General features: G+C 38.5%; 10 protein-coding genes. All 10 read right to left on the reverse strand.

The window, feature by feature from the left end:
• Window positions 1-113: 113 nt before the first annotated feature.
• The 10 genes from JOD14_RS09870 to JOD14_RS09915 all read right to left on the reverse strand — a co-directional run bounded on the left by JOD14_RS09870 (window position 114) and on the right by JOD14_RS09915 (window position 15837).
• Window positions 114-932 carry a carbohydrate ABC transporter permease gene (locus JOD14_RS09870; RefSeq protein WP_204654648.1) on the reverse strand — a complete coding sequence of 273 codons (819 nt, stop codon included), beginning with the start codon at window positions 930-932 and terminating at the stop codon, window positions 114-116.
• Window positions 932-1795: a carbohydrate ABC transporter permease gene (locus JOD14_RS09875; protein ID WP_204654649.1), complete on the reverse strand. Its 864-nt coding sequence runs from the start codon at window positions 1793-1795 to the stop codon at window positions 932-934. The genes JOD14_RS09870 and JOD14_RS09875 overlap by 1 nt, the downstream gene beginning before the upstream one ends.
• A 62-nt stretch (window positions 1796-1857) precedes the next feature.
• The gene (locus JOD14_RS09880; RefSeq protein WP_204654650.1) at window positions 1858-3171 is read right to left on the reverse strand and encodes an ABC transporter substrate-binding protein; all 1314 of its coding nucleotides are present in this window, start codon (window positions 3169-3171) and stop codon (window positions 1858-1860) included.
• A 651-nt stretch (window positions 3172-3822) separates the two neighbouring features.
• A complete protein-coding gene (locus JOD14_RS09885) occupies window positions 3823-5061 on the reverse strand; it encodes a DUF2399 domain-containing protein (RefSeq protein ID WP_204654651.1) in 1239 nt (412 codons plus the stop codon).
• On the reverse strand, window positions 5051-9115 hold the full coding sequence (locus tag JOD14_RS09890; RefSeq protein WP_204654652.1) for a TIGR02680 family protein: 4065 nt from the start codon (window positions 9113-9115) through the stop codon (window positions 5051-5053). Before JOD14_RS09890 ends, JOD14_RS09885 begins: the two co-directional genes overlap by 11 nt.
• Window positions 9105-10223, reverse strand: coding sequence for a TIGR02678 family protein (locus tag JOD14_RS09895; RefSeq protein WP_204654653.1), 1119 nt, complete (start codon window positions 10221-10223; stop codon window positions 9105-9107). Before JOD14_RS09895 ends, JOD14_RS09890 begins: the two co-directional genes overlap by 11 nt.
• Complete coding sequence (locus tag JOD14_RS09900) at window positions 10220-11704, reverse strand: TIGR02677 family protein (protein WP_204654654.1); 1485 nt, start codon at window positions 11702-11704, stop codon at window positions 10220-10222. Before JOD14_RS09900 ends, JOD14_RS09895 begins: the two co-directional genes overlap by 4 nt.
• Before the next feature lie 194 nt (window positions 11705-11898).
• Entirely contained in the window at window positions 11899-13092 is a 1194-nt protein-coding gene (locus JOD14_RS09905) for a phosphoglycerate dehydrogenase (RefSeq protein WP_204654655.1), read from the reverse strand.
• The gene (serC, locus tag JOD14_RS09910) at window positions 13093-14178 is read right to left on the reverse strand and encodes a 3-phosphoserine/phosphohydroxythreonine transaminase (protein ID WP_204654656.1); all 1086 of its coding nucleotides are present in this window, start codon (window positions 14176-14178) and stop codon (window positions 13093-13095) included. It lies immediately after the preceding gene.
• Window positions 14179-14799: 621 nt separating this feature from the next.
• Complete coding sequence (locus tag JOD14_RS09915; protein WP_204654657.1) at window positions 14800-15837, reverse strand: Gfo/Idh/MocA family protein; 1038 nt, start codon at window positions 15835-15837, stop codon at window positions 14800-14802.
• Window positions 15838-15848 lie beyond the last annotated feature (11 nt).

Genomic DNA, 15848 nt, shown 5'->3' on the forward strand with positions numbered 1-15848 from the left:
TTTAAAAAGCCAAAATTAAATAACAAAAAAAGAAGAACCTGAGTCCTTCTTAATTATACGGATATTGCTAAACAACACTATTTGACAAAGAGCCCGTTGTTTCATCGGTTTTTTTATTTCACTGCGCCATCTGCGACTCCTTTGATGATTTCTTTTTGCATGACAAAGTAAAAAATAATGACTGGTAAAATCGCAATCACTAAACCGGCAAGGGCTAGATGCCACTGCTTGGTGTATTGTCCGAAGAAAAAAAACATTTTTAAGGGAATGGTTTGTGTTTTTGGTGAATTAATCACTAGAGAAGGCAATAAATAGTCATTCCAGATCCACATCGTATTTAGAACGGCCACTGTAACGGTTGTCGGTTTTAACATCGGGAAAATCACTTTCCAAAAGACTTGAAAACGATTTGCACCATCAATAATCGCTGCTTCATCTAGCGCTTTAGGAATTGATTTCATCGCACCATGATAAAGAAAGATTGACATACTGCCGCCAAATCCTAAGTACATAAAGATAATGCCCACTTGATTGAGCATTTGTGCCCGTCCAAAGATCGAAACTAAAGGAATCATTACCGATTGAAACGGAACAAGCATCGCTGCAACAAAAACCATAAAAATAACTGCGCTCAATTTAATTTTTACGCGTTCTAGCGCATAAGCAGCCATTGCCGAAAACAAAATAATAATCACTACTGACATAATGGTAATCAACAAAGAGTTAAAGAGTGTTTTTAAGAAATCGAGCTCTTTAAATGCTGCTGGGTAATTCGCAAAAGTAAAATTTTCTGGGATTTTCAGTGGATTGGTAAAGATTTCTTGCTTAGTTTTAAACGAATTAATCACCATCAAATAAAAAGGGATCAACCAAATTAAACCTAGCCCTAATCCCAAAAATGCCCGCCAAAGTTGATTCGCTCCTCGCTTCATTAGACTTCCACCTCTTTTTTCTTTGTGATATAGACTTGCGTTAAGGATATGATAGCGACAAACAAGAAGAAAATGACTGCTTTTGCTTGCGCATAACCCATTTTATTTTCAACAAAAGCGGTATTATAAATATTCATTGCCACCATTTGAGTGGAATTATAGGGTCCGCCATTTGTTAAAGATAAGTTTTGATCATATAATTTAAAAGAATTTGATAATGTTAAAAATAGACTAACTGTAAAACCAGGCATGATGAGTGGAAATTTTACATGCCAAAATTTTTGCCAAGCCGTCGCACCATCTAAATCAGCGGCTTCTAATAACGCGTCGTCCACCCCTTGTAAATACGAGATATAAATAACCATGATATAGCCCGACATTTGCCAGCACATGACGATGACCATTGCCCAAAAACCGGTTTCGGTAGTGGATAACCAGGTTTTTAAACTAGGCATTTGTAATAAATCACCAATTGCTGCAAAGGCATTAATAAAAATAAATTGCCAAATAAAACCTAAAATCAAACCACCAATTAAGTTGGGCATAAAAAAGACCGTTCGAAGCAAGTTTGCCCCTTTGAACTTTTGCGTCACTAATAAAGCCAGACTAAGACCGATTAAATTAATTAAAACAATTGAAATTACCGCAAACTTTATGGTAAACCAAATAGCTTGCCAAAAACTTTGATCATGAATTAATTTTGTATAGTTCGCTATTCCAACAAATTCGCCTCGTGCTACTGCGTCCCAATTCGTAAAAGAATAATAAACGCCATAAAAAAACGGCACCACTACAACTAAAAACAAAGCAATTACAACTGGTGCACAAAACAGGTAAAACCAGGTTTTCTTTCGATGTATCATCCAAACTCCCCCTTAATCTAAAGAAAGCGAGAGAGCGTGGATCTCTTCTCTCGCTAAAACTTTTATTTACGTTCTTCTGCCCATTTTTTCTGTGCTGCTTCTACGACTTCTTCCCACGTTGCTTTTTCAGCTACGTATTTTTGGATTTCAGCACCAACCGTTTGTTCTCCCCATCCTGCAGGATAGCCCATGAAGACCCAACCAGTTGTTTTACCTTCTGTATAATAAGTATAAACGTCTTTTGATAACGGATCTGAAATTTTGTTAGTGTCAAATCCTTTATAAGCTGGTACAAATTTGAAATCTTCTAAAACAATCTGTTTCCCTTCTTCAGTTGTGTATAAATAATCTAAGAAATCTTTTGAAGCTTGAATTTCAGCTTCGGTTCCTTTTGGATTCACACCCCAATACATCGGCACACCAACTGGAATCGTTCCTTCTGTTACACCATCAATTGGAATTGGTAAAAGCCCGATATTGTCATTGGCTAACTCAGGATTAATACTTTCAATGGTTGAATAAACCCAGTTCCCTTGTTGGGTCATCGCAACTTTTCCATTAGAGAAGAGCTGTTCCATTTGTTGTGAGTAGTCTAAACTATTCGTTGGTTGAACAGAGTATTGATTGCTGATATCAATATATTTTTTGAATTGTTCGCCATATTTAAATTCCACGGTTTTTGATTCAAAAGCTTTCATGACATCGTTATCAAATTCCGCATTCAAAAAGGCATTTGATGAGTGTAATCCGGTAATCCAAAGTTCTTTAGCTGCTAAAGCAAACGGTGCTTCTAAACCTAATTCTGCTTTTTTATCTTCTAAAATTTTGGCAGCTGATTCTAAGTCATCGAGTGTTTTAATTTGAGTCGCGTCAATTCCAGCTTTGGCAAAAATTTCTTTATTGTAAACAACACCGTAACCTTCAATGTTGTATGGTAAACCTAAAACTTTCCCATCTTTCGTTGCGCCGGTTAATGTTCCTTCTAATGCTTGTTTGGCCGCTTCTGTATCGCTCAAATCGGATAAACTATCAAGCCACATTGTCACGTCTTCTGGTCCGCCAATATTAAAGATATTCGGTTCGTTTCCTGATGAGAATTTCGATTTCAAAGCCGCCCCGTAGTCAGAACCACCACCTACTGTTTCGATGTTAATCTTAATTCCTTCGTTTTCTTCTTCGTATTTCTTTGCTAATGCTTCAAATTGATCTTTAAATTCAACTTTGAATTGGAAAATATCAATTTCTGTTACATCGCCGTTCCCCTTGCCAGCAGATTCGCCACCGCTATCAGCTGCATTCCCACATGCTGCTAAAGTTAACAATAACCCCGCTGTTAAAAGTCCAGATCCAATTTTTTTCATTCGTCGAATACTCATTTGAAAGCCCCCTTTATTTTTATACCTTTATTATGCAACCGTTTGCGATAAAAAGCAAGCGTTTTCTTCAAAAGAAATAATAAAATATTCCTTTTCATAACAATCAACCCTTTATTCATTAAATAATAATTTTAACTTAATCAACGCAACCGGTTTCTTTAGATTTATTAAGAAAAAATTCGATTTCCTTACAATTAGGATTTTCTTGAATTTGCATAACGGTGTCTTCAGCACTGGAGCCGTATTCTTTTTGAATTAGTCAGGCACTCAAAGCCACTCGTAGAAGTTACGCAACATTGCCTTTTTTATTTAGCGTATTCCTTTTCTAGCTCTGCCCAAGGAATACGATTCGCTTTTTTAATCCAACGATTTTCAGGATTTATTTTAAGCCAAGAGGTTAATCAAAATCTGCAAAAATAAGTTGCGGGTAAATTTTTGGTTTATACATTAGAAGCCTCCAATATTGATAAAAGTGCACGGTTTTCCGTGTTCTACCGTTAAAAGTCTTGCACTTGCTATATAAAATATCGAACTCAAACACCGCTGTTTCAATGTTTTTTATTGAATCGGTACACATTATTTATAAGAAAGTAAAAACAGACCACCAACTTTTCTTGGCGGTCTGTTTCTTTTTTATCATACCTAAAGCCTTCATCGCCCAAACACTGCCAACACTTGCCAAATCAACTCTTCAATAAAGCCTTCTTGTAAAGCAATTTCGTGGGTTTCTTGGATCAAGTTTGCGACTTCTTTTAGCTTGGGTTCTTTAATTAGGCGCAATTTTTTTAAGCGTGTGTCACTTATTTGAGTTTTTTGTTTAGCGATTTTAAAGTTGGTTTTATCCATGGCAATGGTTTGAGCATGCTTAGGAAACGTCTGGAGTAGTTGTTGCGCCATAACGAGGCCTTCTGGATCCATATCCCCAACGTAATAAATTTGGGTGTTGGATTCGGTTAGTTTTCGCAAAATTTTCCAAACCGCGTAAGTGAATTGACCGCTTGAACAAATCATTGGAATTTCGGGTAACTCATCAAGCAAAATCGAGTACACTCCTGAATTTTCAACGACTAATACTTGATTGCCTGACGCCGGATAAATGGTTTGCATCCGTAAGATTTCTTTTAGTGGGATTTTCCAAGATGCTTGTTCGAGACACGCGCCTTGCCACATTGCACTGACGGTTTCATTTTTAGCTAGCAAGCCATACACTGCCACATCGTTATGGATATCATCTTTTAATAGTTTGGCTTCATCTAAGACTCGATTTTTTCTTTCAACGTTTGTTAATAATGTTGTCGTCTCGTCTTCAAGCGTTTCGTTTGGGCTAAGCATTTGTAATAATAGTAGGCCTGCGGGTTCGTTTTCATCAAAGGCGTGGGAATTCCCCGTTTGTTGGTAGGCAAAAACAGGTAAACGGGTATACTCTTTCGGTAATTGCTGCAAAGCTTTTGAAACCGTCGCAAAAACAGCGGCTACGTCTTTTTCTTCTTGCCAGTTGCGTAATTGTTTATCGGTTAATTGTTCCACAAAGATTGGGTCAATTTGTCTGATTTTTTCTTTAAATACTTGGAAGTCATGTTCTGCTTTTGCCAGAACGGCTGACTTTAAACGTAAGGGTTGTTTCGTTGTAAAAAGAATAAAATCTTCTAATGTCCAAGCAACGGCACTGTCTTGTAACGCCTCCGTAAATTCCAAAATTGAAAAACGACTTTTTTTTGACCAAGCAAGATCGGTATAACCAAGAAAGCTTCTGAGTGGTTCGGCATCTCCGGTTAAAGTCTTCACGCCAATTACTTGCCCAAAATCCCCTTTTAAAAAATAACGATGGGCGAGTTCTTTGCCGATTGATTGGAATATAGGTGCTTTAAAAAAAATTGTTTTATTCGTCATCTGCAAATTCCTCAAGCAACAAGTGTTTCTTTCTTCCATCCCAATAATATTGAATTGGTGTGACTAAGTTGATATTTTGCGGACGTAGTAGTTCGTAAATCATTAGCTTTGAGACTGTTGGGTAATCGCCAAACAACGCTTGTGAGTTCATTACGTAATTAAAGCCCAGTTGTTCACACACTTCAAATAAGTCCGCGATGTTTTGTTCGTCAATCCCAGCGAAGGCCTCGTCTAAGGTAATCATCCGTGGGCAAAATTTCTCTGCGTCTAAATAGCGAGAATAAACAGCCGCAAATAATGGTAAATACATCGTAATCGCTTTTTCCCCGCCACTGAACTGGTTAAAGCGACGATCGGTCAGTGATTGAATGTGGTAGCCTTCGTTGGCACGCTTGTATTTCAACTCAAATTCGAACCAATCACGATAATCCAAAACTTGAGCAATCGCTTGGTATAAGGTACTTTGATTGTCGGTATTTTCTTGGACTTGTTCTTGCGCGTAATAGACACGTTCTTGGAAATGACGAGAAATTGCTTCTCGATCTGCTTCTGAGAGTAGTTGGATCGGTTTTTGCAACAAAGCAACTAAGCGATTGGTGCCTAAATCTTGCTCAGAAGTGCTACCGATGCCTTTCCATTGTAACGAGAGTTTTAACCCAGAAGAATTTTGGCGCGATTGCAGGAGTTGATCAATTTGTTCGACCCACTGCATCGCTTGCTTAATTTTTGAGCGTAAAATATTCCCAACTGATTCTAAAATAATCGTTTTAAATAATTTTTCGTCGTCTTTTTTTAGTAAATCTTGTAAAATTAATTTTTGTTCCGTTAGCCGTTCTAATAATGAAAAAGTCGTTTGGCGTTGGCCTTCTGCGGTAAAAACGGGGTGCTTGTAATTGTTATAGCTCCCAAAATCGCCTAATTGTAATTCTTCTTCTTCCGTTAGTTCAACGACTGCTTGATTGAGTAAGCGTGGTTGATAATTTTGTAAGCGGTCAGCTAGAAAGTTAAATTGCGTCAAGACATTGCTTTCTTTTTCTTTTAATTTTTTTATGTTTGGCACGGTTCGTTGATTTTCCGCTAATTCAACAGGCGTCATTGATTCGACTGGTATTGCTTCTGCGGTAAAGAGCTGCTGCCAATGACTTTCTTGATGGGTTACTTTTGCAAGATCACCACTAAGTTGTTCTAAGCTATTTTGGTTCACAGCAATTTGTTTGCCTAATTCATGAATCAAGCGATGCGTTTGTTCTTTAGTGTCTTCTCTTTGTCGTTGTTCCGTAATGGCTAAGGAGAGTTGTTGTTGTAACTCTTCAACGTTTATTAGTTTTTGTTGTTGCAAATTATCGGCAACAAGACGGGTGAATTCTTGGACTTTAATCGACCATTCTGTACATTCTTCTCGGCGTTCGTCGGCTTCTTCTTGTAACACTTGCACTTGTTGCTCGAGTTGTTTTATCGCACTACGCACCCCTTGGATTTGAAGTGCGATCTGATACGCATCTTCTAAATTTTCGGCATAATTCTCAGCATATTGACTTGCTTCTTCGTAGTTTTCAATTTTTAAAGGCAGTTGGTCGTCTTTCGTGTTACGATGTAAGGTGCTCTTTTCATTTTTAATTTGATTACTTAAGGTGGTTGTTAGTTGCTGTTGTTGGCTTAGTTGTTCTTGTTGTAAGTCATATTGGCTTCTGGTTTGTTCTAACTGACGAATTGCTTCGTAGACTTCTGAACCACTCGGACGATTTTCGTAATCTTGTATGATTCGTTCGCGTTGTTCTTGTTGCGCGTTTATTGCTTGTTCCAGTGATCGGATTTGCGCTTCATGGTGTTCAATTTCCACACGCAATTTCGCAATCATTTCTTGGCGATATCTTTCTTGACTGGTTACGCCGATGTAAGAAGCTTCGTAATCCAGCGGCATTTCCCCCCGTAAATTGGCGATTTGATACGAGCCATCCGTGAAGATAACGGGGCGTTCTGGGTCGACTTCATCCACGATAATGCTTTGTAAGACGTCGGCAAGGATTGGCTGTAATGTTACGTCTACTTCTGACGTGACTTGTAAGTAGTTCGCCAAAGTAAAACCAAAAAAATGTGGATTAGGTAAAATTTGTTGATCGTCAGCGAGTTGTAAGCCTGCGGGCGAAATCAAACTATCTAAAATCCCCGATGCATAAAGGGCGCCTTCAATGCGGTTGCGTTCTTGCAGTGAAACCGATTCTAAAAAATCAATGCCTTGGTAGAACGGTAAGTAATTTTGTGCGAAAAGTTGTTCACGATTTACTTTTCGTGTGTTTCGTTGGTTGATTTCTGGCATTTTTTGATTTTGCCAAGCCAAAATAGCCTGTTGTTTTTCTTGAATTTGTTGTTGTTGTTCTTGTTTTTGATTTTCTAAAGGAATTGTTTCTGTTTGATTTTTAGCTAATGCTTCTTGATAGGACACCGTAATGCCTTGCAAGACTTCTTCTTCGCGTAAGTAATCTTCTTGTAATTGCTCCATTCGATGAAGTGTTTCCCCATAAAGCTCTTGTGTTAAGACAAAAGAAGCCGCTTGGTGCCACTGTTCAAAGTCTGTTTTCCAACGTTCAATTTCTGCTTGGCGGTTTTGTTGCCCTTGTCGTAAATCTCGTTGCAATTCATCGACTAATTGTTGTTGTTCCCCCAAAGCCCTTTCTAAATTTTTCAACTGTTCTTCTTGTGCGGTAATTTGTTGTAAGTGAACCATCGTTTGTTGAAAATGTTGTTGTTTTTTCCTGACTTGGCTTTTCCAATAAGAAAACTCTTCTTTTAAGATTCCTTGTTGCATTTTTTGTGTATAAACCGCGTCCAAATTTTCTAGACGTAAGTAAGGCAAGTACTGTTGGTTGTCTTCTAAAAGGGCCGTCTGCTCTTTCTCATAGTCTGTTTGTTCAATTTGTTGCTGTTCTAAGGTTTGGTTTTGTTCTGCTAATTGGTGTTCTTTACGTTTTAAGTTTTCTTCGTTTTTATGTAAGTTCTCTTTTGCTTGCGTGCATTGATCTTGTAATTCTTGCCCTCTTCGAACCAAGTCCATGCCTTCGTGTTGATTAAGTTCTTGAATACTTTTCGCTAAAGCTTTTAGCTGAGCCTCGTTTTCTAATAAGTTTTCTTCTTGTGTTTGTAAGGTGGTCTCAAATTTTTGATTTTCTTTGCGCTTTTCTTTTTGTGATTTTTCTAATTTTTGTTTTTCTTTGACGAGCGTCAGCCAACGGTCGGCAATTTGACCAACATATTCTTCACGCCAACTTGTATAACTTTTTGAAAATCGGGTGAGCTCTTTTAATTCTAGGTCTAAATCTTCCATGCGCTCACGATGCCCGTCTAGTTGTTCAATTGTTTTTGACAAAGTTAATAGGTCATCTTCTTTTAACTTAGGTAAGGAGTCACGCAAAATCCCATAAATGACCGATGGACGAAATTCCTTTGACAACTTAGGACTGCGTAAATTAATTAGTAAATCGATTAATTCGTCAAATTGTTCGATTGTTTCAAAACCAAAAATTCGGCGGTTCACAAATTCTTTATACGCTCTTTGGGTTTCAAAAATTTGCCCTTTTCCTTCTAAACGGTTTTTTAATTTCTTTTTGGTTAAAGGTGTCAGCTCCCCTTTTCTTAGTTCTTCGTATAACCAGATATCGATGCCCACACGTTCGTTATTTTCAATTGCAAAAAACCATTTGTTTAGTTTGCCACCACGATTGGCGTGCATGCCAATGCCGATTGTTAAATACTCTTCACGTGATTGACGTTTGGCTTCTAAAAATAAGTAGCCGATGCCATCATCACGGCTCGATACCCCTTTTTCGCCAAGTAAATAATCTTCCATCTTTCGATCGCGGGATCCAAAAGAATCTAAACGATAAGCACTCGTATCGCCGTCAAACAAGACCGGAAATAAACTTTGCATTGTTAACGATTTTCCAGAACCGTTTGTTCCTCGTAAAAGCATTTTCCCTTCGGCTAACTGGAAAATTTGATTTTGATAATACCAAAAATTCAAGAGGCCTACTCGATTGATGACCCATCTATTTTCCATCTTCTTCCCTCATTTCTGCAATTAAACGACCAAACACTGGTTGAACAATCACCTGAGTTGGCGTAAGTGTAAATAATAGCCACTCAACACCGCGCTTAAGCAACGCCTGTGAGAGTTGTTCTTCGTTCATGTCGGTAAATTCTTTTGACCAATACGCTTGATAGTTTTTTTGTAATTCTTTGATGAATAACGCCCACTCATCAAAAGACAAAATAATTTCACCATAAGGATTTTCTTGCCGATTTCCCTCGCGTAAGACCGTCGCTAATTGAATCAAAATTTCATCAATCACCTTACGACTCGGGAATACTTGCCACAAATCTCTTTGCTCTAAAGTAAGCGCTGCGTAATCCCGATATAGTTCCAGATAAAAGGCCGTGTTTGTTTCAATATAATCTTGCATATGGTGGTGATTTTTCCTCAAACGAATAAAGGTCTCTTCATTTTCACTTGTCCGACGAATTAATGGTTCCGTCATGAGACGTTGGTACAAAATTTGATTTCCTTCAAGATTCAGACTTGCTTGGTAATCTTGCCAGTAATCCGCAAACGTCGGATATTCCGTGTATGATTGGGGTGCACGTGCTAAAAAAGCGCGCCCTTGAACGGTAGTGACAAATAAAATTTCTTGATTGGCTTCGGATTGTTCAAAACCATCTGCTTGGCCTTGAATGATTTCAATAATCCCTAAATCACCTAATTTTGAGACCACGCGTACCAAACTTTTGCGATGATTATAGTTCGTCCAATCGACTTGCATTTCTTCAGGCGTCATTAAATCCAAATCGCGTAATAATTCATCGAGCATAAAAGGCGTTTCGGCTTCTAACCCTTCAATGTACGCCATACAACAACAAAACAAAGCATAATCAAAAGGCGTGTTTAAACCGACTTCCCCCATCCAAGCTTCCAAGTGCAGGGGTCTTTTTAGTAGCTGAATATATTGGGGACGGACAATTAAATTCAGCCCGAAACGCTGACGGAGTTCCTTTTGTAGTACGACTTGATGGCGACGTAAGAACGTATAATTTTCAGGGTCTTCTTTCCGAATAATCCAAAAATTTTCAAACAACAAGCGCAACGCTTCGGCTAAATCTTCTGGTTTCATTCGTTTCCCCTTCTTTCTATCACTACTTGTGGCATTTCTATTATCCCGTCTTCACAAGCGACTTGAACCCGCGTGTTTAAGTCAACGTGGACTTCGACTTCAAAATCAAGTTCGGTCACTATTTTTTGGGTGATTTGTTGTTTGGTTTGACTCGTTACACCTTTAGGAACGTGTGTTGCTACTGCTTGGCTAATCCATTTTAAAAAGACTTTTCTTGAAGCGGCATCTAACTGTTTTATTTTTGAAAAATCAACCGTTCCTTCATGAAAATATTGTTCAATTTGTTGGCGATGTGCTGTGATTTCTTGTCGGTATTGTGCCAATTGTTTTTGTTGTTCGGCCATGTTTAAGACGAAACTTTTGGCTTTTCGTTCGATTCGGGCGTTTTTACCACGTTTTCGCATAAACAACGTTCCAGGCTTCAATTGCCAACTGTTGTCACGCATACTAGTCGCATCACTTCCTTCACTGACATAATAGTGACGGGTACGCTCTAAGCCAAAAATCCCACTATACATTTTTTGGGCGTCTTCTAACGATTCTGCTTGCGCAAACCATTTGGCTAGGTGAATATAATCTTTTTTACGGCTTTGATATTGGTGAATTTCTTGTCCAAAATAATAAATCAAACCCGTGATTTTCGTAATCATTTGATCGGTTTGCATCATTAAATTCGTGTATTCACTCGGACGCCCTTCACGACCTTTAAACCAAATCTTTAGCGCTTGGAGTTGGCCCAACACTTGTTCCTCGACTTCTTCACGTGCGATGTGGTCCATCATAGGGATTTCTAATTCTTTTTGGTACATGCCATCAATTAATTTTTCAATATTTAAGGAATCCATTTTTTCAATGACTACTAGAAATTGGTGGTATAAACTTTGCAAGGCACTAATAAAATCACGTAAATAATTGACAAATTGGTCTTTATAGACTAAAAATTGTTCTGTTTTCATTTGGCTATCCACTTCAGGACTTGTGATGTAACCGATGTAGTTGGCCGTATCTTCCCCGACTTTGCGGAATTCTTCGCGAACTTGCGGCCATAAGTCAACAATATCTGCCTCTTCTTTGACCAGGTCTTGTAAAAGTTGAAGTAGCTTGCGGACGCCTTTTTCATCCAAGGCTCCTCTAGCTGCATGCTTTTGATTCGTCAATTGATAGACCATTTCTTCGACTAAAATACCCGCTTCTGTAATTTGGTAACGCAAATTTTTATTACGATATTCTTCAATCGATTTCGGTCGAATCATCTCTTGTTGTTTTTGTAAATTTCCCCAAGTCACTAAATTCTCTAAGTCTTGATCGACTTCTATTTCGGTATAGGCTGGTGAATATTCTTGACGCATCATTTCCAAAACGTCTGGTCGGTACAAAGTTCCTTGCATTTGGCGATGACGTTTATAAAAATAGCGCATAATTAAGCGATAACGCTGGACGTTTTCCACCACTAAATAGTTCGTTGCCCAAACTTTTTCCATGTTGTTCTCCTTTTTCTTCTTTTATAATTAATCATTCTGCTTATTTGACTCGTTGGAATCTTTGTTATTATTGTACTACATGTGGGAAAGGTCTAACAGTAGTGCTTGGTTCGTTTAACTGATTGTTGAAAAATGAACAGAACAAAAAATAGACTTCCAATTTTTCTTGGAAGTCTATTTTTTTCATTTCTTTTTTAAATCCATTCATTAAATACTTCCGCGTTTTTAATCGTACGAACGCGAACGACATTTTCCTTGCCTGCTAAGTGACGCTTCACACGGACCATTTTCGTTTCATCGGTTTCACTCACATCAATTAAGGTATAAGCGTAATCGCCGCGACCACGGTTGACCATGTTTTCAATATTGATACCTAATTTTGCTACTTCGGTTGAAATTTGTCCGACCATATTTGGCACGTTATTATGAATAATCGTGATACGATAAGGTGATTGGAAACTCATTTCAACGGTTGGGAAGTTAACGGAACGCTTGATTACACCTGTTTCTAAGAAGCGTTTTAACGTCCGGGCAGCCATTTTAGCACAATTGATTTCTGCTTCTTCCGTTGATGCACCTAAGTGAGGTAAAACTAAGATTTTCGGATTATGTAATAGTTTTTCATCCGCAAAGTCTGTTGTAAAGCCACCTAACTCCTCGTTTTCAATTGCTTTTAAGATGGCATCCGTATCAACGATTTCGCCACGAGCAAAGTTGAAGACTCTTGTGGTTGGTTTCATCATCGCGATTTCTTTTTCACCAATTAAGTTACGTGTCGCATCCGTTAATGGCACGTGAATCGTAATAAAATCACACGTCGTAAATATATCTTCAATTTGTTGCGCACGTTTCACTCGACGAGAAATCGTCCAAGCCGTATCAACAGAAACATAAGGGTCATAGCCCATGACTTCCATTCCTAAGCGATACGCGTCATTTGCGACCATTGCTCCGATTGAACCTAAACCAATCACACCTAAACGTTTGCCTTCTAATTCATGACCAGCAAATTGTTTTTTGTTGGCTTCCGCGACTTCTTCTAGGTTGCCTCCTGTTAAACTTTGCACCCAATTCGCACCTTGTAAAATCGGACGAACGCTTAAAAGTAACGTCGCAACGACTAATTCTTTTACCGCATTGGCATTGGCGCCTGGTGTGTTGAAGACCACAATCCCTTTTTCCGTTAACGCTTCGACGGGAATGTTATTCGTTCCCGCACCTGCTCGAGCAACACCTAAAACAGACTCTGGAAAAGCATAATCATGTAATTTTTGGCTACGTAAGATAATCCCATCTGGATTTTCGCCTTGATCGATTGCGTAGTTTTCTGCTTCAAAACGCGCCATGCCTTCTGGGGCAATCGCGTTAAATGTTTTAATTTGATACATTTATTTTCCCGCCTTTTCTTCTTCAAACTGGTGCATCAGTGTAATTAAAGCTTCGACCCCTTCTTTTGGAAACGCGTTATATAAACTTGCACGCATTCCCCCAACGCTTCGGTGACCTTTTAAGTTCAACATCCCATTGTCTTGAGCGAATTTGTTAAATTCTTTATCCCATTCGTCGTTTCCTGTTACAAAAGGAATGTTGTTGATTGAGCGGTCCTCTTTAGCAATTGGGCTAGAAAAGACAGAGGAAGCGTCAATGGCATCGTATAAAAGTTGGGCTTTTTCTTTGTTCGCTGCTAAGACCGCTGATACGCCGCCTAAATTCTCTAACCATTCAAAAACTAATTTTGAAATATAAATCGCATACGTTGCTGGTGTGTTGTACATTGAATCATTTTCAGCTTGAATACGAAAATCTAACATTGGCGCAAAAATTGGTTCATCATTTAATAAATCATCGCGAATAATCACGACCGTTAAACCAGAAGGTCCAATATTTTTTTGTGCGCCGGCATAAATAATGCCAAAATCCGTTACTTTATAATCATTTGATAAAATATTTGAAGACATATCGGCTACAATTGGTACCTTGCCTGCATCCGGAATTTCTTGAAAAGCAATACCACCAATGGTTTCATTTGTTGTAATGTGTAAGTAAGCAGCATCTTGATCAACCATATCTGGCGTGATCTTCGGTACGTAGTTAAAGTTTTGATCGGCACTTGAAGCAATGACTTCCACTTCAACGTCTTCGATTGCTTGCGCTGCTTGGATGGCTTTTTTCGCCCAAGCTCCAGTATTTACGTATAAAGCTTTTTTGCCGCGAGCTAAGTTTAATGGAATCATTGAAAATTGTAAGCTTGCGCCGCCTTGTAGAAATAGGACATGATAATTGTCAGGAATGTCCATTAATTGACGCAAACGGCTTTCTGCTTCTTTGATAATTCCGTCATATAAGGATGAGCGGTGACTCATTTCCATCACGGACAGTTCACTCCCGTGGTAATTAAGCATTTCTTCTTGTGCTTTTTGTAAAACTTCTTTTGGTAAGATGGCCGGTCCTGCTGAAAAATTATAAACAGTCATTTTGTTCGCTCCCTTTACTAAGATGTAAAATTGATTATAGCAAAGGAAATCTTTTTTACCAAACAAAAGCATCTGTTTTTTGAATATTTTTTGAAATCGTTCGTGTTTTTCTGTTTTATTTCAGAAAACAACCGATATTTTCGATTATTTTTTAGTATATACCGATTATAATCGAATTCTAATTAATGTCTGCTGAATAATTGCTATTCGGTTAAAAAAATTGTGGATACCTTAAACCAATGCGAAGGGGTTTCTATCGAGAAAAATTTGTATGTATTTAGCTATTTTTCTGAAGAGTTAGCTGTGATTGCGAAGAAATTTAACCTTCCTCTGAACTGAAAATATTTAACGAGAAAAGAAATGAAAAAATTTTAGCTGAAACAAAATAGGTCAATTTACACTATGGAATTTTGTGAAAAACAACTCACCAAATCCCTTTAGCATCACTGGATTTGGTGAGTTTTACGCTTTATTTACTGTCAAACTCAAGTGTTTACTTTCAGATGTTTGAACAATAAACTTTGACATTTTGGTAAAAACGGATAGTGAACAATCGCGAAATCGAAAAAAAAGACAACGTATCTATTCACTCGATACGTTGTCTTTTTTTCTAAATAAGATTTATTTTCCTGCTACCCGTGCAAACATTTCATCAATTAACGCTAAGACTTGGCGAACTTCGCTGTTTTTAACGATTGGGGTTGCTTCTTCACGAATGACTTCGTAAAGGTTCGCATAAAATGGTTGGTATTCTGCGGTAGCGGTTGGCAAATCAATTTTCTCCATGGCTTCTTCTGAAGGTGGTGCCATGGTTTTGGTTAAACCGACGCCGGCTTGGATTGGGGTTGGTGCGCTGACATTTTCTGCTCTGGTTGCTCGAATCATCTCGCCTTGGCAGTCCCAATCATCAATTTTAGCAGTTCCTTCTATGCCTTTTACGTACCAACGAGGTAATTTGGTAAAGTTGGTTGTGCCAACTTCTACCAGTGCGCGGACGCCATTTTCAAAGGTTAAGTAGCTAATAAAGCCATCATCGACAGGATCGCCTAAAATTTGGCTAAAATCAACAAAGAAATCTTTGACTGGGCTATCGACTAACCATAAAATTTGGTCTAATAAGTGCACACCCCAGTCTAATAACATGCCGCCACCGTGTTCTTTTAAGTGACGCCAATCACCTGGAATCCCATTGGCCCCTTGCACGCGAGATTCTAGTTGAAAAATCTCACCGATTGGACGGTCTTGATAGATTTTACGAATCATTAAGAAGTCGGGGTCCCAGCGACGGTTTTGGTGAACCATAAAGGTTTGGCCGGTTTCTTTAGCCACTTCTAACACTTCATCGAACTCAACCACGTTCATCATAACTGGTTTTTCACATAAAACATGTTTCCCTGCTTTAAGGGCTGCGATCGCTAAGTCTTTATGGGAGTCGTTAGGGGTCGCAATTAATACGGCTTCTACGTCGGTATCCGCTAAAACGTCTGCGTAACTTGCGTAAGTTTTTAAACCCGCTTCTTTGGCTGCTGCTTGGCGTTCTGGTAAAACGTCGTAAGCGCCGTAAACATTAATTTTTTCTTTTTCAGTTGGCATTAAAGTATTGGCATGGTAACTCCCCATCCCACCGTAGCCAACGATGACAAAGTTAATTTTTTTCATTAGACTTCATT

The organism is Enterococcus lemanii (assembly GCF_016909125.1).
GTDB lineage: Bacteria > Bacillota > Bacilli > Lactobacillales > Enterococcaceae > Enterococcus_I > Enterococcus_I lemanii.

Bases quoted from the DNA above. Each gene is read 5' to 3' on its own strand.
- JOD14_RS09880 (WP_204654650.1), bottom strand. From the start codon at position 3,171: ATGAGTATTCGACGAATGAAAAAAATTGGATCTGGACTTTTAACAGCG.
- JOD14_RS09900 (WP_204654654.1), bottom strand. From the start codon at position 11,704: ATGGAAAAAGTTTGGGCAACGAACTATTTAGTGGTGGAAAACGTCCAG.
- JOD14_RS09875 (WP_204654649.1), bottom strand. From the start codon at position 1,795: ATGATACATCGAAAGAAAACCTGGTTTTACCTGTTTTGTGCACCAGTT.
- JOD14_RS09885 (WP_204654651.1), bottom strand. From the start codon at position 5,061: ATGACGAATAAAACAATTTTTTTTAAAGCACCTATATTCCAATCAATC.
- JOD14_RS09905 (WP_204654655.1), bottom strand. From the start codon at position 13,092: ATGTATCAAATTAAAACATTTAACGCGATTGCCCCAGAAGGCATGGCG.
- JOD14_RS09895 (WP_204654653.1), bottom strand. From the start codon at position 10,223: ATGAAACCAGAAGATTTAGCCGAAGCGTTGCGCTTGTTGTTTGAAAAT.
- JOD14_RS09890 (WP_204654652.1), bottom strand. From the start codon at position 9,115: ATGGAAAATAGATGGGTCATCAATCGAGTAGGCCTCTTGAATTTTTGG.
- JOD14_RS09915 (WP_204654657.1), bottom strand. From the start codon at position 15,837: ATGAAAAAAATTAACTTTGTCATCGTTGGCTACGGTGGGATGGGGAGT.
- JOD14_RS09870 (WP_204654648.1), bottom strand. From the start codon at position 932: ATGAAGCGAGGAGCGAATCAACTTTGGCGGGCATTTTTGGGATTAGGG.
- serC (WP_204654656.1), bottom strand. From the start codon at position 14,178: ATGACTGTTTATAATTTTTCAGCAGGACCGGCCATCTTACCAAAAGAA.